This is a genomic window from Pseudomonas sp. AC169 (assembly GCF_979258515.1).
Genome location: NZ_OZ409866.1, coordinates 2,692,208 through 2,714,184, shown reverse-complemented (window position 1 = coordinate 2,714,184; position 21,977 = coordinate 2,692,208). Strand labels below are relative to the sequence as shown.

15 protein-coding genes, 2 tRNA genes and 4 rRNA genes are annotated in these 21,977 nt (G+C 56.2%); 13 read left to right on the top strand and 8 right to left on the bottom strand.

The features are described 5' to 3' along the window. Positions 1-156 precede the first annotated feature (156 nt). From ACZZ0G_RS12425 to ACZZ0G_RS12410, 4 genes are all read left to right on the top strand, one after another. Positions 157-657 carry a sigma-70 family RNA polymerase sigma factor gene (locus ACZZ0G_RS12425; RefSeq protein WP_463556315.1) on the top strand — a complete coding sequence of 167 codons (501 nt, stop codon included), beginning with the start codon at positions 157-159 and terminating at the stop codon, positions 655-657. Next, entirely contained in the window at positions 657-1,658 is a 1,002-nt protein-coding gene (locus ACZZ0G_RS12420) for a FecR domain-containing protein (RefSeq protein WP_463556314.1), read from the top strand. The genes ACZZ0G_RS12425 and ACZZ0G_RS12420 overlap by 1 nt, the downstream gene beginning before the upstream one ends. Before the next feature lie 87 nt (positions 1,659-1,745). Then, entirely contained in the window at positions 1,746-4,250 is a 2,505-nt protein-coding gene (locus ACZZ0G_RS12415; protein WP_463556313.1) for a TonB-dependent siderophore receptor, read from the top strand. A 79-nt stretch (positions 4,251-4,329) separates the two neighbouring features. Further along, positions 4,330-5,508: a PepSY-associated TM helix domain-containing protein gene (locus ACZZ0G_RS12410; RefSeq protein WP_463558849.1), complete on the top strand. Its 1,179-nt coding sequence runs from the start codon at positions 4,330-4,332 to the stop codon at positions 5,506-5,508. Positions 5,509-5,579: 71 nt separating this feature from the next. Here ACZZ0G_RS12410 and rrf (ACZZ0G_RS12405) read toward each other — a convergent pair. From rrf (ACZZ0G_RS12405) to ACZZ0G_RS12370, 8 genes are all read right to left on the bottom strand, one after another. Next, positions 5,580-5,695 (bottom strand): 5S ribosomal RNA (gene rrf / locus ACZZ0G_RS12405). 107 nt (positions 5,696-5,802) lie between these two features. Further along, a 5S ribosomal RNA gene (gene rrf, locus ACZZ0G_RS12400) occupies positions 5,803-5,918 on the bottom strand. A 152-nt stretch (positions 5,919-6,070) separates the two neighbouring features. Continuing rightward, positions 6,071-8,964 (bottom strand): 23S ribosomal RNA (locus ACZZ0G_RS12395). Positions 8,965-9,210: 246 nt separating this feature from the next. Further along, positions 9,211-9,286, bottom strand: a tRNA-Ala gene (locus ACZZ0G_RS12390). 30 nt (positions 9,287-9,316) lie between these two features. After that, positions 9,317-9,393, bottom strand: a tRNA-Ile gene (locus ACZZ0G_RS12385). Positions 9,394-9,474: 81 nt separating this feature from the next. Then, positions 9,475-11,011 (bottom strand): 16S ribosomal RNA (locus tag ACZZ0G_RS12380). The 16S, 23S and 5S rRNA genes sit together here with 2 tRNA genes alongside, the layout of an rRNA operon. Positions 11,012-11,588: 577 nt before the next feature. After that, positions 11,589-12,809, bottom strand: a complete 1,221-nt coding sequence (locus ACZZ0G_RS12375) for a CaiB/BaiF CoA transferase family protein (protein WP_463556312.1) — start codon at positions 12,807-12,809, stop codon at positions 11,589-11,591. A gap of 13 nt (positions 12,810-12,822) precedes the next feature. Next, positions 12,823-14,004: an acyl-CoA dehydrogenase gene (locus ACZZ0G_RS12370; protein ID WP_463556311.1), complete on the bottom strand. Its 1,182-nt coding sequence runs from the start codon at positions 14,002-14,004 to the stop codon at positions 12,823-12,825. Positions 14,005-14,162: 158 nt separating this feature from the next. Between ACZZ0G_RS12370 and ACZZ0G_RS12365 the strand changes: the two genes are divergently transcribed. From ACZZ0G_RS12365 to ACZZ0G_RS12325, 9 genes are all read left to right on the top strand, one after another. Beyond that, positions 14,163-15,062, top strand: a complete 900-nt coding sequence (locus tag ACZZ0G_RS12365) for a LysR family transcriptional regulator (RefSeq protein ID WP_463556310.1) — start codon at positions 14,163-14,165, stop codon at positions 15,060-15,062. A gap of 434 nt (positions 15,063-15,496) precedes the next feature. Further along, positions 15,497-16,618, top strand: a complete 1,122-nt coding sequence (locus ACZZ0G_RS12360) for a Re/Si-specific NAD(P)(+) transhydrogenase subunit alpha (protein WP_463556309.1) — start codon at positions 15,497-15,499, stop codon at positions 16,616-16,618. A 15-nt stretch (positions 16,619-16,633) separates the two neighbouring features. Further along, entirely contained in the window at positions 16,634-16,954 is a 321-nt protein-coding gene (locus tag ACZZ0G_RS12355; RefSeq protein WP_285678283.1) for an NAD(P) transhydrogenase subunit alpha part 2, read from the top strand. Then, positions 16,954-18,387, top strand: a complete 1,434-nt coding sequence (locus ACZZ0G_RS12350) for an NAD(P)(+) transhydrogenase (Re/Si-specific) subunit beta (protein WP_008081130.1) — start codon at positions 16,954-16,956, stop codon at positions 18,385-18,387. The genes ACZZ0G_RS12355 and ACZZ0G_RS12350 overlap by 1 nt, the downstream gene beginning before the upstream one ends. A gap of 214 nt (positions 18,388-18,601) precedes the next feature. Then, a complete protein-coding gene (locus ACZZ0G_RS12345; RefSeq protein WP_008081132.1) occupies positions 18,602-20,095 on the top strand; it encodes an acetyl-CoA hydrolase/transferase family protein in 1,494 nt (497 codons plus the stop codon). A 321-nt stretch (positions 20,096-20,416) separates the two neighbouring features. Next, positions 20,417-20,632: a DUF1127 domain-containing protein gene (locus ACZZ0G_RS12340; RefSeq protein WP_007911656.1), complete on the top strand. Its 216-nt coding sequence runs from the start codon at positions 20,417-20,419 to the stop codon at positions 20,630-20,632. Between the two features lie 256 nt (positions 20,633-20,888). Further along, complete coding sequence (locus ACZZ0G_RS12335) at positions 20,889-21,098, top strand: DUF1127 domain-containing protein (protein WP_463556308.1); 210 nt, start codon at positions 20,889-20,891, stop codon at positions 21,096-21,098. A gap of 135 nt (positions 21,099-21,233) precedes the next feature. Then, positions 21,234-21,551 carry a DUF2388 domain-containing protein gene (locus ACZZ0G_RS12330; RefSeq protein ID WP_007911658.1) on the top strand — a complete coding sequence of 106 codons (318 nt, stop codon included), beginning with the start codon at positions 21,234-21,236 and terminating at the stop codon, positions 21,549-21,551. Positions 21,552-21,658: 107 nt separating this feature from the next. Continuing rightward, positions 21,659-21,976 (top strand): DUF2388 domain-containing protein, encoded by a 318-nt coding sequence (locus ACZZ0G_RS12325; protein WP_463556307.1) that lies wholly within the window; start codon positions 21,659-21,661, stop codon positions 21,974-21,976. The last annotated feature ends 1 nt before the right edge of the window (position 21,977 follow it).

Here is a 21,977-nt window from a genome sequence, read left to right as displayed (position 1 = left end):
CGCGGGAAATGGATGGTATTTCTGACGGATTCCCGCCGAACGGCGTGCCAGAGCGGTTGCCGTGATGTTTTTCAGGCGCAATGTTCGAGCGGCAGTTGCAAATTCCGTAACCCTTACCGACAATGCGACTAATTATCATTTGTGACGTTCGCGTTCATGTCCTCACCTGAGTTTGCTGTACAGGCGCTTTACAGTAGTCATCACGGCTGGCTCAACGCTTGGCTGCGCGCGCGGCTGGGCAATGCGGCGGATGCAGCCGATCTGGCTCAGGACACCTTCGTCCGCCTGCTGCAACGCACCGAACGCCTGGAACTCAAAGCGCCTCGAGCCTTCCTGCGCACCATCGCTCGCGGGCTGGTGATCGACCATTGGCGCCGCGAAGAAATCGAACGCGCCTATCTCGAAACCATCGCTCATTTACCCGAAGCCGATACACCAGGTGCCGAAGCCCGGGCGCTGGTCATCGAGTTGCTGGAAAGCATCGCGCGCATGCTTGAAGGACTGAAGCCGAAAGTGCGTCAGGCGTTTCTGCTGGCGCAGTGCGAAGGGTTGACCCACAAGCAGATTGCCGAGCAGATGGGCCTGTCGTTACGTTCGGTTGAACGTTATGTCGCCGATGCGCTGTATCACTGCTATGTGTTGCGGTACGAAAGCTGATGCCTGTGGATAACACTTCACTCGGTCGTCGCGCCGAGCCTGGACAGCACGTAGTCAAACAAGCCATCCATTGGCTGCTGCGCTTGCGCAATAACCATGGCAACCCGCGGTTGAATCGACAGTGCGAACAGTGGCGCGCCGAACACCACGAGCACGAACTGGCCTGGCAACGGGTGCAGTCGCTGCAAGCCGAGTTGAGCAATAACCTGCGTGCGGTGCCCGGTGCGCAAGTGGCGTTCAACACCCTGGAAAACAGCGCGCAGGGATTGGGCCGGCGACAGGCTTTGAAGCTATTGTCTGGCGCATTGCTGATGGGCTCCGCCGCCTGGCTGGCCAGGGACACTGCCGCGTGGCAGCAATGGAGTGCCGATTACGCCACAGCGACGGGTGAGCGACGCGGCTTCCAGTTGCCGGACGGTACCCGGATCGAGTTGAACACTGCCAGCGCGGTGGACCTGGATTACACGGCGCAACAGCGCCTGATCAAGCTGACTCGCGGTGAAATCATTGTCACGTGTGGTGGCTCCGACGAGGGCGCGCCGTCTGATCGGCCGCTGCGTGTACAAAACCGTCATGGCACTTATGAGCCCGTCCATGCCCGATTCATCCTGCGTCAGGAACGTGATTGCACGCGGCTCAGCGTCACCCATGGCCAGGTTGCCATCCACTCCGGCAGCACTTCGCTGGAAGCACTCGCCGGGCAGAGTTATCTGATCGATCACCACCAGGTACGCCCGGCGCCGCCGCTGGATATGGACGCAGGCGCCTGGGTCGACGGCTTGATCGTCACGCGCAATATGCGCCTGGGTGACTTTCTCGACGAAGTGACGCGTTATCGTCAGGGGTTTCTGCATTGCGCGCCGGAGGTAGCAGACCTGCAACTGTCCGGCGTATTCCGTCTGGAAGACACCGACAAACTGCTGGCGATTCTGCCGCAGACGTTGCCGGTGCAATTGCGCTATCGCACCCGTTGGTGGGTGACCCTGGAACGTGCGGTCTGAAAATTTTTTGGCGGGTTTTTGCAGCAAGTCCGGCTTAGTCAGTAAGCACTTCAACTCAGCCTTCGCGACTGCCTACGGAAACCTACAATGACTGTCCCCGCCACCTGTAAGAACTCTCTGAATTTCACTGCCGAATCGGGACTGCTGCGCCATGCCATTCGCGCTGCGCTGTTGTCGACTGCGCTGGGCATCAGTGTGATGCCAGGTTTGAGCATGGCGGCTAATCCGACGGCCAGTGAAGTCAGCCATCGCTACAACATTGCTGCCGGGCCGCTGGGTGAGGCGTTGAATCAGTTTGCTCGTCAGGCTGGCATCACATTGTCGATGACCCCGCAGCAAACTCAGGGCCGGCAATCGCCGGGCGTTCAAGGCGAGTACTCGACTGATCAGGCGCTGAGCCATTTGCTTGGTGGCTCCGGTCTGCAAGCGATCAGTCAGGACGGCAGCAGTTACACCCTGCGCGCGCTTGCTGAGACCGAAGCACTGGCCCTGCCGACCACAGACATCAAAGGCTTTGCCCTCGGCAACGCCTTGGGCAGCATGGATGGCTACAACGCCACCCACAGCCAGATCGCCACCAAGACCAGTACCGCGTTGCTGGAAACCTCGCAGAGCGTGTCCGTGGTCACTCGCGAGCAAATGGACGACCAAGGGTCGCAGACGGTCTCACAAACCATGCGCTACACCCCCGGCGTGTTGACTAACCCCTACGGCGCGACTCACCGTTACGACTATGTGGCCATGCGCGGTTTCAACGACGGCTCGGTGGACAATATTTACCTCGACGGCCTCAAGTCGATGGGCGACAGCGGCACTTACAGCACCATGCAGGTTGATCCGTATTTCCTTGAGCGCGTGGACATTCTCAAGGGCCCCTCGTCGGTGCTGTACGGCCGCAGTTCGCCGGGCGGCCTGGTGGCACTGACCAGCAAGAAACCGTTATATGAGGCTTACCATCAGGTGCAAGCCACGGTCGGTACGCAGGGTCAGCGCGGTATTGGTTTTGACTTCAGCGGCCCGGTCGATGACGACAAGCGTATTGCCTATCGTCTGATCGGGTTAACGGATCAGTCCGACACGCAATTCGACCATAACAAGGAAAAGCGCTTCGCCCTCGCACCCACACTGAGCATCGATTTCAGTGAGGACACCTCGCTGACGCTGCAGGCTTACCTGCAACACGATCCGGATGGCGGCTACCACGGTGGTGTGCCGGCCGACGGCACGATTCATCAGCGCAATGGCAACCGTATCTCGCCGCACTTCTTCGAGGGCGAGCCGGGCGTGGATGGCTACTCGCGTGATCAGCAATCGTTCAGTTATCAATTCGAACATCGCTTCAACGATGTCTTTACCGCACGGCAGAATTTCCGCTACCTCGATTCCAAAGTGAACATGGATCAGGTCTACGCCTATGGCTGGACCTCGCCGACCAGCAATGAGCTGAACCGCTACTACACCGGCGGTGATGAGCGCCTGCACGCGTTTATCGTCGATAACATGCTCCAGGCAGAATTTTTCACTGGCGCGACCAAACACACGGTGCTGATGGGCGCTGACTATCAGCGGCGCAAAACCGTGGTCGACTGGACCAGTGGCGGTCTTGCACCGATCAATGCGTTCAACCCGGCGTACGGCAACTCGGCCATCGATATGTATGGCGAGACCAGCTACCTGCGCCGGCTGGAGCAGACCGGGGTTTACCTGCAAGACTTGATCGAGATGGACCAGTGGCGTTTCTCGCTGGGTCTGCGCCAGGACTGGGTCGAGACGTCGGATGAAAACCGTATCGCTGAGGCCGGGCGTCCGGTTGGCACAGAGATCAATGATCGCCGCACCAAACTCACCGGCCGTGCCGGGGTGCTGTACCTGTTCGATAACGGCCTCGCGCCGTACATCAGCTACTCCGAATCGTTTAACCCGAATTCCTATGCCGACAGCGCCGGCAACCCTTTGGCGCCTACTGACGGTACGCAGTGGGAAGTCGGTTTGAAGTATCAGCCGCCGGGTACTGACAACCTGTTCACTGCGTCTCTGTTTCACATTGATCAGGAGAACCTGGCAACCAAACTGCCGCAGGAAAACTTCTATCGCGCAGTAGGTGCTGTGCGCTCTCAGGGCCTGGAACTGGAAGCGCACATGCAATTGACCGACAACCTCAAAGTCCTCGGCAGCTACACCTTCACCGATATCGAATACTCGAAGTCGATGGTCAGTACCTTGAGCACACCGACCGACGTGATCGAGAACAAGGGCAACTCACCAACGCAGGCGCCACGTCATATGGCGTCGTTATGGGCGGACTACAAGTTCGACAGCGCGGCACTCGATGGCCTGCGACTGGGCGGCGGCGTGCGTTATGTCGGCTACAGCTGGGCCGATGCGGAAAACACCCTGAAGGTGCCTTCCTACACATTGTTCGATGCCTCGATTGGTTATGACTTGGGCAAGGTCGGCTTGAAGGGCGTCGATGTACGTCTCAATGCGAACAACCTGACCAACGAATCCTACGTGGCGTCCTGTGCCAGCCTGAATTTCTGCTACATGGGCGAAGAGCGCAACGTCGCGGCGACGGTCAGCTACCAGTTCTAAGCCTTTTGTCCTGTGCATGAAAAAGCCAGCCCCTGATGTTTCAGGGGCTGGCTTTGTCGTTTCTATGGGGGAAGTTCTCATGCGTGCGTTTTTGGTGTTGTTGCACCGCTATATCGGCCTGGCCACGGCGGTTTTTTTGCTGCTCGCGGGAATTACCGGGAGCATTCTGGCGTTCAATCATGAACTGGATGAATGGTTGAACCCGGAATTTTATGCGGCCTCTGCGCTGGGTTCGCGACTGCCACCGGGCGAGTTGGTTGATGCGGCGCAGTCTGCGCATCCGAAGTTGCAGGTCTGGTACATGGAATATCCGCATGAAGCTGGACACACAGCGTTGCTGGCAATGGTGCCGCGTAATGATCCTGCAACCGGGAAGCCTTTCGATGAACGTAATCAGGTGTTCTATCTGGATCCGGTAAGTGCTGAGCAAAAGGGCCAGCGGTATTGGGGTGAGTGTTGTTTCCAACGGGAGAACTTTGTCCCGTTCATTCTTGAGTTCCACTACAACCTGACGTTGCCGGGTAATTGGGGATTGTTGTTGATGGGCCTGGTTGCCATTGCCTGGGTAATCGATTGCTTCGTTGCGCTTTGGCTGACATTGCCGCGAGGAAAGCCATTCTGGAAGAAGTGGTCGACCGCCTGGAAAGTGAAGGGTGGTCATGCCTATCGACTTAACTTCGACCTTCATCGCGCCGGGGGATTGTGGCTATGGTTGTTGTTGCTGCCGATCGCCGTCAGTAGTGTGGCCATGAACCTGCCGAGTCAGGTATTCAAGCCTGCGGTTTCGTTGTTTTCACCGATTCAGCCAAGCGTCTACGAGGCGCGAGGGCGAATGCCTCCCGCAGAGTTGGGGGTAACGCAATTGAGTTATCAACAGGCGTACGAAAGAGCGTTACAGGAGGGGAAAAGGTTAGGACTGACAGCAGCGATCGGGGAGCTGTATTACAGCTTTGAGTACAACTTCTACGGCGCAGGGTCCGGACAACACGACACTGAAGCGCATGGCAAATCCTGGTTGTTCTTTCATGGTACGGATGGGCGATTGTTAGGGCAGGAAATTGCAGGGCAGGGAACGTTGGGAGAACAGTTTTATCGATTGCAGTTACCGATACATGGTGGACGTATCATTGGTGTTATCGGGCAAGTGATGATCGCGATGCTGGGTATTTTGATAGCAGGCTTGTCGGGGACTGGCGTCTACATCTGGTGGCGCAAATGGCAGGCTCGACGCATCAGCAAGGCACGTAAAGCTGTTTGATCATTGGTTTTGCAGGTCCTGAAATGACAAAACCCCTGTCTGCGTTAGCAGACAGGGGTTTCGGAATTCAATCTTGACGATGACCTACTCTCACATGGGGAAACCCCACACTACCATCGGCGATGCATCGTTTCACTGCTGAGTTCGGGATGGGATCAGGTGGTTCCAACGCTCTATGGTCGTCAAGAAATTCTGTATCTGGCCCGTCAACACGGTAACAAGCCAGCAAAAACGGATGTTTCTACTAAAACAAAACCCCTGACTGCGATAGCAGACAGGGGTTTTGGAATTTAATCTTGACGATGACCTACTCTCACATGGGGAAACCCCACACTACCATCGGCGATGCATCGTTTCACTGCTGAGTTCGGGATGGGATCAGGTGGTTCCAACGCTCTATGGTCGTCAAGAAATTCGGGTACTGAGTCGTGGCCTTGTGGCCTCGCTTCAGCAAATTGGGTATGTGACAGCTAGGTGTTTTGTGAGTCTTTCGAACTTTCGGTTCATTTCGTCTTCACACACCGCAATCTGGTCTCTTCGACGCAAATTGCTTGGGTGTTATATGGTCAAGCCTCACGGGCAATTAGTATTGGTTAGCTCAACGCCTCACAGCGCTTACACACCCAACCTATCAACGTCGTAGTCTTCGACGGCCCTTCAGGGAACTCAAGGTTCCAGTGAGATCTCATCTTGAGGCAAGTTTCCCGCTTAGATGCTTTCAGCGGTTATCTTTCCCGAACATAGCTACCCGGCAATGCCACTGGCGTGACAACCGGAACACCAGAGGTTCGTCCACTCCGGTCCTCTCGTACTAGGAGCAGCCCCTCTCAAATCTCAAACGTCCACGGCAGATAGGGACCGAACTGTCTCACGACGTTCTAAACCCAGCTCGCGTACCACTTTAAATGGCGAACAGCCATACCCTTGGGACCGGCTTCAGCCCCAGGATGTGATGAGCCGACATCGAGGTGCCAAACACCGCCGTCGATATGAACTCTTGGGCGGTATCAGCCTGTTATCCCCGGAGTACCTTTTATCCGTTGAGCGATGGCCCTTCCATACAGAACCACCGGATCACTAAGACCTACTTTCGTACCTGCTCGACGTGTCTGTCTCGCAGTCAAGCGCGCTTTTGCCTTTATACTCTACGACCGATTTCCGACCGGTCTGAGCGCACCTTCGTACTCCTCCGTTACTCTTTAGGAGGAGACCGCCCCAGTCAAACTACCCACCATACACTGTCCTCGATCCGGATAACGGACCTGAGTTAGAACCTCAAAGTTGCCAGGGTGGTATTTCAAGGATGGCTCCACGCGAACTGGCGTCCACGCTTCAAAGCCTCCCACCTATCCTACACAAGCAAATTCAAAGTCCAGTGCAAAGCTATAGTAAAGGTTCACGGGGTCTTTCCGTCTAGCCGCGGATACACTGCATCTTCACAGCGATTTCAATTTCACTGAGTCTCGGGTGGAGACAGCGCCGCCATCGTTACGCCATTCGTGCAGGTCGGAACTTACCCGACAAGGAATTTCGCTACCTTAGGACCGTTATAGTTACGGCCGCCGTTTACCGGGGCTTCGATCAAGAGCTTCGCGTTAGCTAACCCCATCAATTAACCTTCCGGCACCGGGCAGGCGTCACACCCTATACGTCCACTTTCGTGTTTGCAGAGTGCTGTGTTTTTAATAAACAGTCGCAGCGGCCTGGTATCTTCGACCGGCATGAGCTTACGGAGCAAGTCCTTCACCCTCACCGGCGCACCTTCTCCCGAAGTTACGGTGCCATTTTGCCTAGTTCCTTCACCCGAGTTCTCTCAAGCGCCTTGGTATTCTCTACCCAACCACCTGTGTCGGTTTGGGGTACGGTTCCTGGTTACCTGAAGCTTAGAAGCTTTTCTTGGAAGCATGGCATCAACCACTTCGTCACCCAAAGGGTAACTCGTCATCAGCTCTCGGCCTTAGAATCCCGGATTTACCTAAGATTCCAGCCTACCACCTTAAACTTGGACAACCAACGCCAAGCTGGCCTAGCCTTCTCCGTCCCTCCATCGCAATAACCAGAAGTACAGGAATATTAACCTGTTTTCCATCGACTACGCTTTTCAGCCTCGCCTTAGGGACCGACTAACCCTGCGTCGATTAACGTTGCGCAGGAAACCTTGGTCTTTCGGCGTGGGTGTTTTTCACACCCATTGTCGTTACTCATGTCAGCATTCGCACTTCTGATACCTCCAGCAAGCTTCTCAACTCACCTTCACAGGCTTACAGAACGCTCCTCTACCGCATCACCCGAAGGTGATACCCGTAGCTTCGGTGTATGGTTTGAGCCCCGTTACATCTTCCGCGCAGGCCGACTCGACTAGTGAGCTATTACGCTTTCTTTAAAGGGTGGCTGCTTCTAAGCCAACCTCCTAGCTGTCTAAGCCTTCCCACATCGTTTCCCACTTAACCATAACTTTGGGACCTTAGCTGACGGTCTGGGTTGTTTCCCTTTTCACGACGGACGTTAGCACCCGCCGTGTGTCTCCCATGCTCGGCACTTGTAGGTATTCGGAGTTTGCATCGGTTTGGTAAGTCGGGATGACCCCCTAGCCGAAACAGTGCTCTACCCCCTACAGTGATACATGAGGCGCTACCTAAATAGCTTTCGAGGAGAACCAGCTATCTCCGAGCTTGATTAGCCTTTCACTCCGATCCACAGGTCATCCGCTAACTTTTCAACGGTAGTCGGTTCGGTCCTCCAGTTAGTGTTACCCAACCTTCAACCTGCCCATGGATAGATCGCCCGGTTTCGGGTCTATTCCCAGCGACTAGACGCCCTATTAAGACTCGCTTTCGCTACGCCTCCCCTATTCGGTTAAGCTCGCCACTGAAAATAAGTCGCTGACCCATTATACAAAAGGTACGCAGTCACAGAACAAAGTCTGCTCCCACTGCTTGTACGCATACGGTTTCAGGATCTATTTCACTCCCCTCTCCGGGGTTCTTTTCGCCTTTCCCTCACGGTACTAGTTCACTATCGGTCAGTCAGTAGTATTTAGCCTTGGAGGATGGTCCCCCCATATTCAGACAAAGTTTCTCGTGCTCCGTCCTACTCGATTTCATGACCAAGAGATTTTCGCGTACAGGGCTATCACCCACTATGGCCGCACTTTCCAGAGCGTTCCGCTAATCTCAAAGCCACTTAAGGGCTAGTCCCCGTTCGCTCGCCACTACTAAGGGAATCTCGGTTGATTTCTTTTCCTCAGGGTACTTAGATGTTTCAGTTCCCCTGGTTCGCCTCTTGCACCTATGTATTCAGTACAAGATAACCATCTTATGATGGCTGGGTTCCCCCATTCAGACATCTCCGGATCAAAGTCTGTTTGCCGACTCCCCGAAGCTTTTCGCAGGCTACCACGTCTTTCATCGCCTCTGACTGCCAAGGCATCCACCGTATGCGCTTCTTCACTTGACCATATAACCCCAAGCAATCTGGTTATACTGTGAAGACGACATTCGCCGAAAATTCGAATTTCTCAACTAAGAGAACTCACAAATTTTACCTTAGCCTGATCCGCTACCAGTGAAAGTAACGTCCAGTCTATCTTTCTATCACATACCCAAATTTTTAAAGAACGAACTAGTCAAAGACTAGAAATCAACATTCACCATCACAACGATGGAATGCTCATTTCTAAGCTTTATACAAGAGAAGCAGTAGTGGTGGAGCCAAGCGGGATCGAACCGCTGACCTCCTGCGTGCAAGGCAGGCGCTCTCCCAGCTGAGCTATGGCCCCGTATTTCTACAGGCGTTTCCCACACAAAATTGGTGGGTCTGGGCAGATTCGAACTGCCGACCTCACCCTTATCAGGGGTGCGCTCTAACCAACTGAGCTACAGACCCAATTTCGGGCTGCTTCTTTCGTCTTCTTCAATGAATCAAGCAATTCGTGTGGGAACTTATGGAGCAGCTGATGTCGTCGATTAAGGAGGTGATCCAGCCGCAGGTTCCCCTACGGCTACCTTGTTACGACTTCACCCCAGTCATGAATCACACCGTGGTAACCGTCCTCCCGAAGGTTAGACTAGCTACTTCTGGTGCAACCCACTCCCATGGTGTGACGGGCGGTGTGTACAAGGCCCGGGAACGTATTCACCGTGACATTCTGATTCACGATTACTAGCGATTCCGACTTCACGCAGTCGAGTTGCAGACTGCGATCCGGACTACGATCGGTTTTATGGGATTAGCTCCACCTCGCGGCTTGGCAACCCTTTGTACCGACCATTGTAGCACGTGTGTAGCCCAGGCCGTAAGGGCCATGATGACTTGACGTCATCCCCACCTTCCTCCGGTTTGTCACCGGCAGTCTCCTTAGAGTGCCCACCATAACGTGCTGGTAACTAAGGACAAGGGTTGCGCTCGTTACGGGACTTAACCCAACATCTCACGACACGAGCTGACGACAGCCATGCAGCACCTGTCTCAATGTTCCCGAAGGCACCAATCCATCTCTGGAAAGTTCATTGGATGTCAAGGCCTGGTAAGGTTCTTCGCGTTGCTTCGAATTAAACCACATGCTCCACCGCTTGTGCGGGCCCCCGTCAATTCATTTGAGTTTTAACCTTGCGGCCGTACTCCCCAGGCGGTCAACTTAATGCGTTAGCTGCGCCACTAAGAGCTCAAGGCTCCCAACGGCTAGTTGACATCGTTTACGGCGTGGACTACCAGGGTATCTAATCCTGTTTGCTCCCCACGCTTTCGCACCTCAGTGTCAGTATCAGTCCAGGTGGTCGCCTTCGCCACTGGTGTTCCTTCCTATATCTACGCATTTCACCGCTACACAGGAAATTCCACCACCCTCTACCATACTCTAGCTCGACAGTTTTGAATGCAGTTCCCAGGTTGAGCCCGGGGATTTCACATCCAACTTAACGAACCACCTACGCGCGCTTTACGCCCAGTAATTCCGATTAACGCTTGCACCCTCTGTATTACCGCGGCTGCTGGCACAGAGTTAGCCGGTGCTTATTCTGTCGGTAACGTCAAAATTGCAGAGTATTAATCTACAACCCTTCCTCCCAACTTAAAGTGCTTTACAATCCGAAGACCTTCTTCACACACGCGGCATGGCTGGATCAGGCTTTCGCCCATTGTCCAATATTCCCCACTGCTGCCTCCCGTAGGAGTCTGGACCGTGTCTCAGTTCCAGTGTGACTGATCATCCTCTCAGACCAGTTACGGATCGTCGCCTTGGTGAGCCATTACCTCACCAACTAGCTAATCCGACCTAGGCTCATCTGATAGCGCAAGGCCCGAAGGTCCCCTGCTTTCTCCCGTAGGACGTATGCGGTATTAGCGTTCCTTTCGAAACGTTGTCCCCCACTACCAGGCAGATTCCTAGGCATTACTCACCCGTCCGCCGCTGAATTCAGGAGCAAGCTCCTGTCATCCGCTCGACTTGCATGTGTTAGGCCTGCCGCCAGCGTTCAATCTGAGCCATGATCAAACTCTTCAGTTCAAACATCTTTGGGTTTTTAAGAAACCCTAAACTTGGCTCAGCAATCGTTGGTTACATCTTTGATTTCTCGCGGAGTAACTTGTGATGCTGATAATCTTGTTGACTATCAGTCTGACTCCACAAGCACCCACACGAATTGCTTGATTCAGTTGTTAAAGAGCGGTTGGTTAAGATCTTTCGTCTCAACCGAGGCGCGCATTCTACAGCAGCCTCATTTGCTGTCAAGTGATTATTTTCAGAAGTTTTCGAAGAATTCTTCAACAACTTCAACCACTTGCGCTTCCGATCTCTCGTCAGCGGGAGGCGAATTCTACAGCGTTACACGCTGCTGTCAACACCTCTTTTTCAACTTCCTTCTGGCTTCGATGAACTGAAGCAACCTGCTGCCGAAACCTACATAACCCGTTGAATCTCAAGGAGTTTTCCGTTTCGACTGCGCCGGAAGTGGGGCGAATTATAGACACCTGAGATCTGCCGTCAACCGTTAATTTCGCTTTTCTTTCAATCACTTGCAGATTGGCTAAAAAACAACCAAAAACTTCACCTTATAGCGATCCCTTCTATATAGAAGGGATTGTCAGAGAACCCCGGCCGCTTTCAACTCAGCCACCGCTCCCGCACCCAAGCCCAGCACACCCTGCAAAACCTCCAGCGTATGCTCACCCAATAAAGGAGGCGCTCGGCGATATTCAACCGGTGTCTGCGACAGGCGAATCGGGCTAGCCACTTGAGGCACCATCCCCGCCAACGCATGCGGCAACTCTATCGCCAGGCCACGCGCTTTTACCTGCGGATCCTCAAACACCTGCGAAAGATCGTTGATGGGCCCACATGGAACCCCCGCCTGCTCCAGCTCCGCAACCCACTCGGCAGTCGTCTTGAACACCGTCGCCTGGCGAATCAGCGGAATCAACACCGCCCGGTTCGCCACCCGCAGCTTATTAGTAGCGAAACGCGGATCGTCAGCCCACTGCGGCTGCCCCGCCACTTCGGCAAACTTGCGGAACTGCCCGTCGTTGCCCACGGTAAGAATGAAGTCGCCGTCGGCCGTAGGAAAATCCTGATAAGGCACGATGTTCGGATGCGCATTACCAAGACGCTTAGGCGCATTGCCCGTGGTCAGATAATTCATCGCCTGGTTCGCCAGACACGCAACCTGCACATCCAGCAACGCCATATCGATGTGTTGGCCGCCCCCGTCGTGATCGCGATGAGCCAACGCTGCAAGGATCGCCACCGTCGAATACAGACCGGTAAGAATATCCGTCAACGCCACACCGACCTTCACCGGCCCGGCACCCTCATCACCCTCTGGACGACCGGTCAGGCTCATCAGCCCGCCCAGCCCCTGAATCATAAAGTCATAGCCGGCGCGCTTGGCATACGGTCCGGTCTGCCCGAATCCGGTAATCGAGCAATAGATCAGGTTCGGATTGATCGCCTTCAGCGACTCATAGTCCAGCCCGTAAGCCGCCAGGCCACCGACCTTGAAGTTCTCGATGAGGATGTCCGACTTCGCCGCCAGCTCGCGCACCAGCTTCTGCCCCTCGGGGCGAGTGAAATCGATGGTCACCGATTGCTTGTTGCGGTTGGCCGAGAGGTAATAGGCCGCTTCTGACGTATTCTCGCCATAAGCATCTTTAAGGAAGGGCGGCCCCCAGGCGCGAGTGTCATCGCCATTACCAGGGCGCTCGACCTTGATCACTTCGGCGCCAAGGTCGGCGAGGATCTGCCCGGCCCATGGCCCGGCTAACACTCGCGATAAATCCAGTACCCGCAGATGCGACAGCGCGCCCATGGTCGCTCTCCTATTAATAGAACGCCTGCAGACCGGTTTGCGCACGCCCAAGGATCAGCGCGTGGACGTCGTGAGTGCCTTCATAGGTATTCACCACTTCCAGGTTGACCAGGTGACGGGCCACGCCGAATTCGTCGGAGATACCATTGCCGCCAAGCATGTCGCGCGCCATACGGGCGATGTCCAGCGACTTGCCGCAGGAGTTGCGCTTCATGATCGAAGTGATTTCGACCGCCGCTGTACCCTCATCCTTCATACGACCCAGGCGCAGGCAACCTTGCAGGGCCAGAGTGATTTCAGTCTGCATGTCCGCCAGCTTCTTCTGGACCAACTGAGTCGCGGCCAATGGGCGACCGAACTGTTGGCGATCCAGCGTGTACTGGCGGGCGGTGTGCCAACAGAACTCGGCAGCGCCCAGTGCGCCCCAGGAAATGCCGTAGCGCGCTGAGTTAAGGCAGGTGAACGGGCCTTTCAGACCGCGCACGTCCGGGAAGATGTTCTCTTCCGGCACGAACACGTTGTCCATGACGATCTCACCGGTGATCGACGCGCGCAGGCCAACCTTGCCGTGAATCGCCGGAGCGCTCAGGCCTTTCCAGCCCTTCTCCAAGACGAAGCCACGGATGTCGCCGGCATCGTCCTTACCCCAGACCACGAACACGTCGGCGATCGGGCTGTTGGTGATCCACATCTTCGCGCCGGTCAGGCTGTAGCCGCCTTCAACTTTGCGGGCTCGGGTAATCATCGCGCCCGGATCGGAACCGTGGTTTGGCTCGGTCAGGCCGAAGCAGCCGATCCATTCACCGGAAGCCAGTTTCGGCAGGTATTTTTGTTTCTGTGCTTCGGTGCCGAATTCGTTGATCGGCACCATCACCAGCGAGGACTGCACGCTCATCATCGAGCGATAGCCAGAGTCGACACGCTCCACTTCACGAGCAATCAGACCGTAGCTGACATAGTTGAGGCCGCTGCCACCGTACTGCTCTGGGATGGTCGCGCCCAACAGGCCGACTTCGCCCATTTCGCGGAAGATCGCCGGGTCAGTCTTCTCATGACGGAAAGCTTCGAGAACACGCGGCGCGAGCTTCTGTTGAGCGAATTGCTCGGCGGTGTCGCGGATCATGCGCTCTTCTTCGGTGAGCTGTTGATCCAGCAGCAGGGGATCGATCCAGTTGAAGCTAGCTTTACCGCCCATGAGTGTGTCCTCGCAAATCGGGTGAATTAACGTGGCATTGATCCTAGGCGCGGTTCGCCATCGCGACAAACGAGGATTTCGCATTCTGTTGTGCTAATTTCTCACTCCGAAACGTCGCGAAATGCCTTTTATGCGGCGCATTAGTGAGGTTGACGTACATGCGCAGGAAGATTCCCAGCACCACCGCCCTGATCAGCTTCGAAGCCGCCGCACGCCACGAGAGCTTTACCCGCGCTGCCGAAGAACTTTCCCTCACCCAAGGCGCCATTTGCCGACAGATCGCCAGCCTGGAAGAGTTCCTCAGCGTGGAACTGTTCCGACGCTCGCGACGTGGCGTGAAACTGACGGAAGCGGGTCTTTCCTACAGCCGCCGAGTCGCGACTCAACTCGATGCGGTCGAACGCGACACGTTGTCAGTGATGGGCCAGCAAGGTACCAACGTGATCGAACTGGCGGTGGTGCCAACCTTCGGCACCCAATGGCTGCTGCCACGGCTCAAGGATTTCCAGCTCAAGCACCCGGAAGTCACGGTCAACCTGACTAACCGCACCCGCCCGTTCCTGTTCGCGGATACCGAATTCGATGCCGCGATCTACTTCGGCGATGCCGATTGGTCCGGTACCGAATCCCACAGGCTGATGGGCGAGAATCCGATGCCGGTGTGCAGTCCCGCCCTACTTGGCAACGAGACGCTTCTAACAGCCGATGAAATTGCCGAACTGCCGCTGCTGCAGCAAACCACGCGCCCCTATGCTTGGCGCCAATGGTTCAACTCGCAGCACCTGAATATCCCCCGCGACATGACAGGTCCGCGCTACGAGCTATTCTCCATGCTGGCCCAGGCCGCCATGCACGACATGGGCATTGCGTTGATTCCACCGTTCCTGATCCAGCGTGAATTGGCCGAGAAACGCTTGGTGATTGCCAACCCGCAGGCGCTGTCGAGCATCAAGGCCTATTACCTGATGATTCCCGAACGAAAAGTCGAATCAGCGTCGTTAAAGGCATTTCGTGACTGGCTGGTAACCCAGGCACAAAGCTACAGCCTAGAAGGATAGAGGCTTACAGCAATAACTAACCCCGTAGTCAGGAAAATAAAAGCCCTACAGATATAAGTAATTGTCGCAATTCGACAGACTGTATCCGAAAGTCGTACAGACGTCCCACAAGCGCCTGACGACGTGGCTTTGAGCCTCCATTGGCGACTCATTACTGCCTATTCACGCCACCGATGAGAAAATTTTCCATATTCAGCCAGAATCCTTACAAGGCACGGCCTGCAAGGGATTCAGCTGGCCATCTGCGACATTCGGTCACGGCATGACTTGTAGTTAATTTTCCGTCACCCGTCATAATCCCTTGAAGGGCATAAAGTTCGCCTGCAAAATGCCGCGCCCCGCCCTGATTTGGCGGGATCGTGCTGATCGGCCGCCCCAGTCGCACCATCCGTAGTGCATGGGTTTACTCAATAAGATCACGCAGGAGATTTGACGTGCACATTGGTGTTCCTCTCGAAACCCAGACCGGTGAAACACGGGTTGCTGCAACCCCGGAAACCATTAAAAAGCTGATCAGCCAAGGTCATAAGGTCACTGTGCAAACCGGCGCCGGCGTTAAAGCCAGTGTGGTCGACAGTGCCTATGAAGCGGCAGGCGCAACCATTGGCAGTGCCAATGACGCGTTTGGCGCCGAGCTGATTCTCAAAGTGGCCGCGCCAAGCGATGCCGAACTGACGCTGATCAAGCGCGGTACGGTGCTGGTGGGCATGCTCAACCCGTTCAACAACGAAACCATCGCGAAGATGGCCGAGTGCGGCATTACCGCGTTCGCCCTCGAAGCCGCGCCGCGCACCTCGCGCGCGCAGAGTCTCGATGTGTTGTCGTCGCAGGCGAACATTGCCGGCTATAAGGCTGTGTTACTGGCCGCACACCACTATCCGCGCTTCATGCCGATGTTGATGACTGCTGCGGGCACCGTGAAAGCGGCGCGCGTGCTGATTCTTGGCGCCGGTGTGGCCGGGTTGCAGGCGATTGCCACGGCGAAACGTCTGGGTGCGGTGATCGAAGCGTCTGACGTACGTCCGGCGGTGAAAGAGCAGATCGAATCCCTCGGCGCCAAGTTCGTCGACGTGCCTTACGAGACCGATGAAGAGCGCGAATGCGCGGTCGGTGTCGGCGGTTACGCGCGCCCAATGCCGGCGAGCTGGATGCAACGTCAGGCCCAGGCCGTGCACGAACGCGCCAAGCAGGCTGATATCGTCATCACCACTGCGCTGATTCCGGGCCGCAAGGCACCGACGCTGTTGAGCGCGGACACCGTGGCGCAGATGAAACCGGGTTCGGTGGTCATCGACCTCGCGGCGGCTCAGGGTGGCAACTGCCCGCTGACCGTGGCTGATCAGGTCGTGGTCGAAAATGGCGTGACCATTTGTGGCCCGACCAATCTGGCCGGCGAAGTCGCTGCAGACGCTTCGGCGCTGTACGCACGCAACCTGCTGGACTTCCTCAAGCTGGTGTTCACCAAAGAAGGCCAGTTCGACGTCAACCTCGAAGACGACATCGTCGCCGCGTGCCTCATGTGCCGCGACGGCCAAGTCATCCGCAAAAACGCCTAAGCAGGGATTCAGACGATGGAAGAGCTTATCTCCCCCGGTATCTACAACCTGATCATCTTCGTGCTGGCGATTTATGTCGGTTACCACGTGGTCTGGAACGTTACACCTGCGCTGCACACGCCTTTGATGGCGGTAACCAACGCCATCTCGGCGATCGTGATTGTCGGCGCCATGCTCGCCGCGGCATTGACCGTCACGCCGCTGGGCAAAACCATGGGCACCCTTGCCGTGGCACTGGCGGCGGTCAACGTGTTCGGTGGCTTCCTGGTCACCCGCCGCATGCTTGAGATGTTCAAGAAGAAAGCCCCGAAATTAAAAGAAGAGGCGCCGAAGTAATGAGCATGAATCTCGTCACGACGCTCTACCTGATCGCGTCGATCTGCTTTATCCAGGCCCTCAAAGGCCTGTCGCACCCGACCACCTCGCGGCGCGGCAACCTGTTCGGCATGCTCGGCATGGCGTTAGCCATTCTGACTACCGTTGGCCTCATCTATAAGCTTGGTGCTGAGCTGGCTACGGCCGGTATCGGTTACGTGATCGTTGGCCTGCTGGTCGGCGGCACCGCCGGTTCGATCATGGCCAAACGCGTTGAAATGACCAAGATGCCGGAACTGGTCGCGTTCATGCACAGCATGATCGGTCTCGCGGCAGTGTTCATCGCGATCGCTGCGGTGGTTGAGCCGCAATCGCTGGGTATCGTTAAACAGCTGGGCGACTCGATCCCGGCGGGCAACCGTCTGGAACTGTTCCTCGGTGCAGCCATCGGTGCGATTACCTTCTCCGGTTCGGTGATTGCGTTCGGCAAGCTCTCGGGCAAGTACAAGTTCCGCCTGTTCCAGGGCGCACCGGTACAGTTTACCGGTCAGCACAAGCTGAATGCCGTGCTGGGTCTGGCAACGCTGGCACTCGGCCTGACCTTCATGTTCACCGGCAACCTCACCGCGTTCGCGCTGATGCTGGCGCTGGCGTTTGTGATGGGCGTGCTGATCATCATCCCGATCGGCGGTGCCGACATGCCGGTCGTGGTGTCGATGCTCAACAGCTATTCGGGCTGGGCGGCGGCAGGTATTGGCTTCTCGCTGAACAACTCGATGCTGATCATTGCCGGCTCGCTGGTGGGTTCGAGCGGTGCGATTCTCTCGTACATCATGTGCAAGGCAATGAACCGTTCCTTCTTTAATGTACTGCTCGGCGGTTTCGGCAATACAGCCGACGCTGGTCCTGCCGGTGCGAAAGAAGCACGTCCGGTGAAATCCGGTTCGGCCGACGACGCAACCTTCTTGCTGACCAACGCCGACACCGTGATCATCGTGCCGGGTTATGGCTTGGCAGTAGCGCGTGCACAACATGCGCTGAAAGAGCTGACCGAGAAGCTGACCCACCGTGGCGTGACCGTGAAGTACGCGATCCACCCGGTGGCGGGTCGGATGCCGGGGCACATGAACGTTCTGCTCGCCGAGGCCGAAGTGCCTTACGATCAGGTGTTCGAGATGGAAGACATCAACTCCGAGTTCGGCCAGGCTGACGTGGTGCTGGTGCTCGGCGCAAACGACGTGGTCAACCCGGCGGCGAAGAACGATCCAAAATCGCCGATTGCCGGCATGCCGATTCTCGAAGCATTCAAGGCCAAGACCATCATCGTCAACAAGCGCTCGATGGCCAGCGGCTATGCCGGTCTGGACAACGAGCTGTTCTATCTGGACAAGACCATGATGGTGTTCGGCGACGCGAAGAAAGTCATCGAAGACATGGTTAAAGCGGTCGAATAATTCCCCGCTGCAACACCGAACGCCCCGACTTGTCGGGGCGTTTTTGTTTGCGCAAACAGTCGGACAATTTGCCGCGTTGTTGCAGATCCAGTAACGGTGTTTTACTTGAAACCCGCTGAATAGACGCCTCGTTTGCGACCTTGGTAGCGGGACAGGCGCCCGTCAAATTCACTAGACTGCGCATCCTGCTACTCGCTTCCCGAGATAATAATCCATGTACCGTGACCGTATTCGCCTGCCTTCGTTGTTGGACAAAGTGATGAGCGCCGCCGACGCAGCCGCTCTGATTGAGGACGGCATGACCGTCGGCATGAGCGGTTTCACCCGTGCCGGCGAAGCCAAAGCCGTCCCTCACGCACTGGCCGAGCGCGCCAAGGTCACACCGCTGAAGATCAGCCTGATGACCGGCGCCAGCCTGGGCAACGACCTCGACAAGCAATTGACCGAAGCCGGCGTACTGTCGCGACGCATGCCATTCCAGGTCGACAGCACCTTGCGCAAGGCAATCAACGCCGGCCAGGTGATGTTCATCGACCAGCATCTGTCGGAAACCGTTGAGCAACTGCGCAATCAGCAACTGAAGCTGCCGGACATCGCGGTCATCGAAGCCGTGGCTATCACCGAGCAAGGCCACATCGTGCCAACCACCTCGGTGGGCAACTCGGCGAGCTTCGCGATTTTTGCCAAGCAGGTAATCGTCGAGATCAACCTGGCGCACAACGCCAATCTCGAAGGCCTGCATGACATCTATATCCCGACGTATCGCCCGACGCGCACGCCGATCCCGCTGGTAAAAGTCGACGACCGCATCGGTAGCACCGCAATTCCGATTCCGCCGGAGAAGATTGTCGCCATCGTCATCACCCAACAGTCGGATTCGCCGTCCACCGTGTCGACGCCGGACGTCGATACCAATGCCATCGCCGAGCACCTGATCACTTTCTTCAAGCAGGAAGTCGACGCCGGGCGCATGACCAACAAGCTTGGCCCGCTGCAGGCGGGGATCGGCAACATTGCCAACGCGGTGATGTGCGGCCTGATCGATTCGCCGTTCGAAGACCTGACCATGTACTCCGAAGTGCTGCAGGATTCGACCTTCGACCTGATCGACGCCGGCAAGCTGAGTTTTGCGTCGGGCAGCTCGATCACCTTGTCGGAACGCCGTAACAGCGATGTATTCGGCAATCTGGAGAAGTACAAAGACAAGTTGGTGCTGCGTCCGCAGGAGATTTCCAACCACCCGGAAGTAGTACGCCGCCTAGGCATCATCGGCATCAACACGGCGCTGGAGTTCGATATTTACGGCAACGTCAACTCGACCCACGTTTGCGGCACGCGGATGATGAATGGCATCGGCGGTTCCGGCGACTTCGCGCGCAATGCGCATCTTGCGGTGTTCGTGACCAAGTCGATTGCCAAGGGCGGCGCGATTTCCAGCGTGGTGCCGATGGTCAGCCACGTTGACCACACCGAGCATGACGTCGACATTCTGGTGACCGAAGTGGGTCTGGCCGACTTGCGAGGCCTGGCGCCACGGGAGCGCGCGCGGGTGATCATCGATAACTGTGTGCACCCGGACTTCCGTCAGGCGCTTAACGATTACTTCACGGCGGCCTGTGCAATCGGTGGCCACACCCCGCACATCCTGCGAGAAGCGCTGAGCTGGCATATGAACCTGGAAGAAACCGGTCGCATGCTCGCTGTGTAATTCACACAGATAAACCGCTGATGCAAACACAGTTTGCGTCAGCGGACTTTCGCAAGCCTGCCACCTTACAAAAACTGTACTGCTGTACTGGTCTTTTCCTACAGCATTTACCTACCCTTCCGACTCAAACAGGCGAAAACGCACCACTTAAGTGCGGACAGGTACAGTTTGCTCAATTTTGACCCATACACCGCCTATAAACAGTTAACTGGTCACTCACAATACAGTTGAACTGTATCTAGAGAGACTAGGCAAACGAGAGGATCATGGGCACCAGTCAAACCACTACCTGATCCCGCCACAAGCGGAAGGATGTCAACCATGGAACGTACACTCAGTTCCGAACTGTTCTTCGAAGACAAAGCTGTAAACACCCAGGCTTCTCTGCCTCTGCGCGTTATCGCCAACCTGATGTTGTGGCAGCGCCGCATCTCCAGCCGCCATCAACTGGCTCGTCTGGATTCGCGTCTGCTGGCTGACGCCGGTATCAGCGAAGCACAACGCTACGAAGAGCTGAGCAAGCCGTTCTGGCGCTAAGTAGCGTCGCTGGCTCTGGTCGTTAGACCCACCGCCAGCAACCCGAATTGAACAAGCAAAACCCGTCGTGGGAAACCACGACGGGTTTTGTCGTTTTAAGCCAGAAAAAACTCCAATACAGCGACTGATCGTTCAGATAGGTACAGTTTCAAATAAAATCAATCTGAACCAGTACAATTTTACCCCGGTGTATCTGACTCTCTGTCTGTCACAGGTTCAACATGACTTTCCGCCTTCATCGGTAAAGGAATACGTCATGAATGACTTACAGGATGTTTCAGAAATCTTCAGCCATCGAACCGATCGCCCAAATGCTTTGCGCCGCCTGTGCAGGGGCCTCTGGGACAGCCTGGAGCGCGCCAGAACGCGACGCTTGCTGTCTCAACTCAATGGTCGTGATCTCGCCGATCTTGGCCTCAGCCATGCCGATCGCGTGAATGAACTGGATAAACCCTTCTGGCGCTAGCATTCTGCCCACTGTGCGAACGCCGCGAGCCGGCCTAATATCCCATGCAGAACGTGGCGAATGCTGTGTCACTGGCGTCTGACTCCTCAGATACCGAGCCACCTCTCAATACGGTTTATCCATAGGAGTTACACCATGTCCCGTCTTCGTCTGCTCAGCGCTGCCGCCCTGCTGGCCGTGGCTGCCAACGCCAGCGCCACCAGCTTCATCGTCACCACCGACGCCGTTGTCGGTGCACTGAAGTCCTCGTCCGACGCGACTTCCGACGTCACCTCGTCCTTCCGTGACGACAAGATCGTACTTGCCGCTCGCGACGATGCTGCCAGCTTCGTGGCCAGTGAAGGCGAAATCCGTGGCGTGAAACTGGAAAGCGCACTGGATCACATCCGTCATCAGGCGCCACAGTTACAAGCTACTGACGCACAACTGGCTCAGGCCATCCTGACGATCTAAGCAGCACGTACCAGTCGGGACACGCCGGTCGTGTCCCGATGTTTCGGCGCTGGCTCTGGTCCGGGCATTGCGCTAGCCTTTGGGCTCGCTAACCATTACCGAGTCTCATGCGTTTTCTTTCAAATCTGCTCGTCCCTTCTGTTCTGTTGACTGCCTGCTGGGCGACGTCGGCCGATGCCTTTGATGCTTTCAATCTGTCGACGCAAGGCACCGTCGTCAGCGGCTATGCCACCAGCATGGTGTCTTCCGCACCTTTCGACCGTAAACTGCTGCTCGCCGCTCACGATGACGCGGCCGCATTTGTTGCCAGTGACGGTGAATGGCGAGGTGCTCGTCTGGAGTCCGCGCTGCATTACCTGCGCAAAACCCGGCCGAAACTTCATGTCAGCGACCTTGAACTGGCAGAGGCAATTCTCGTCCAATAGT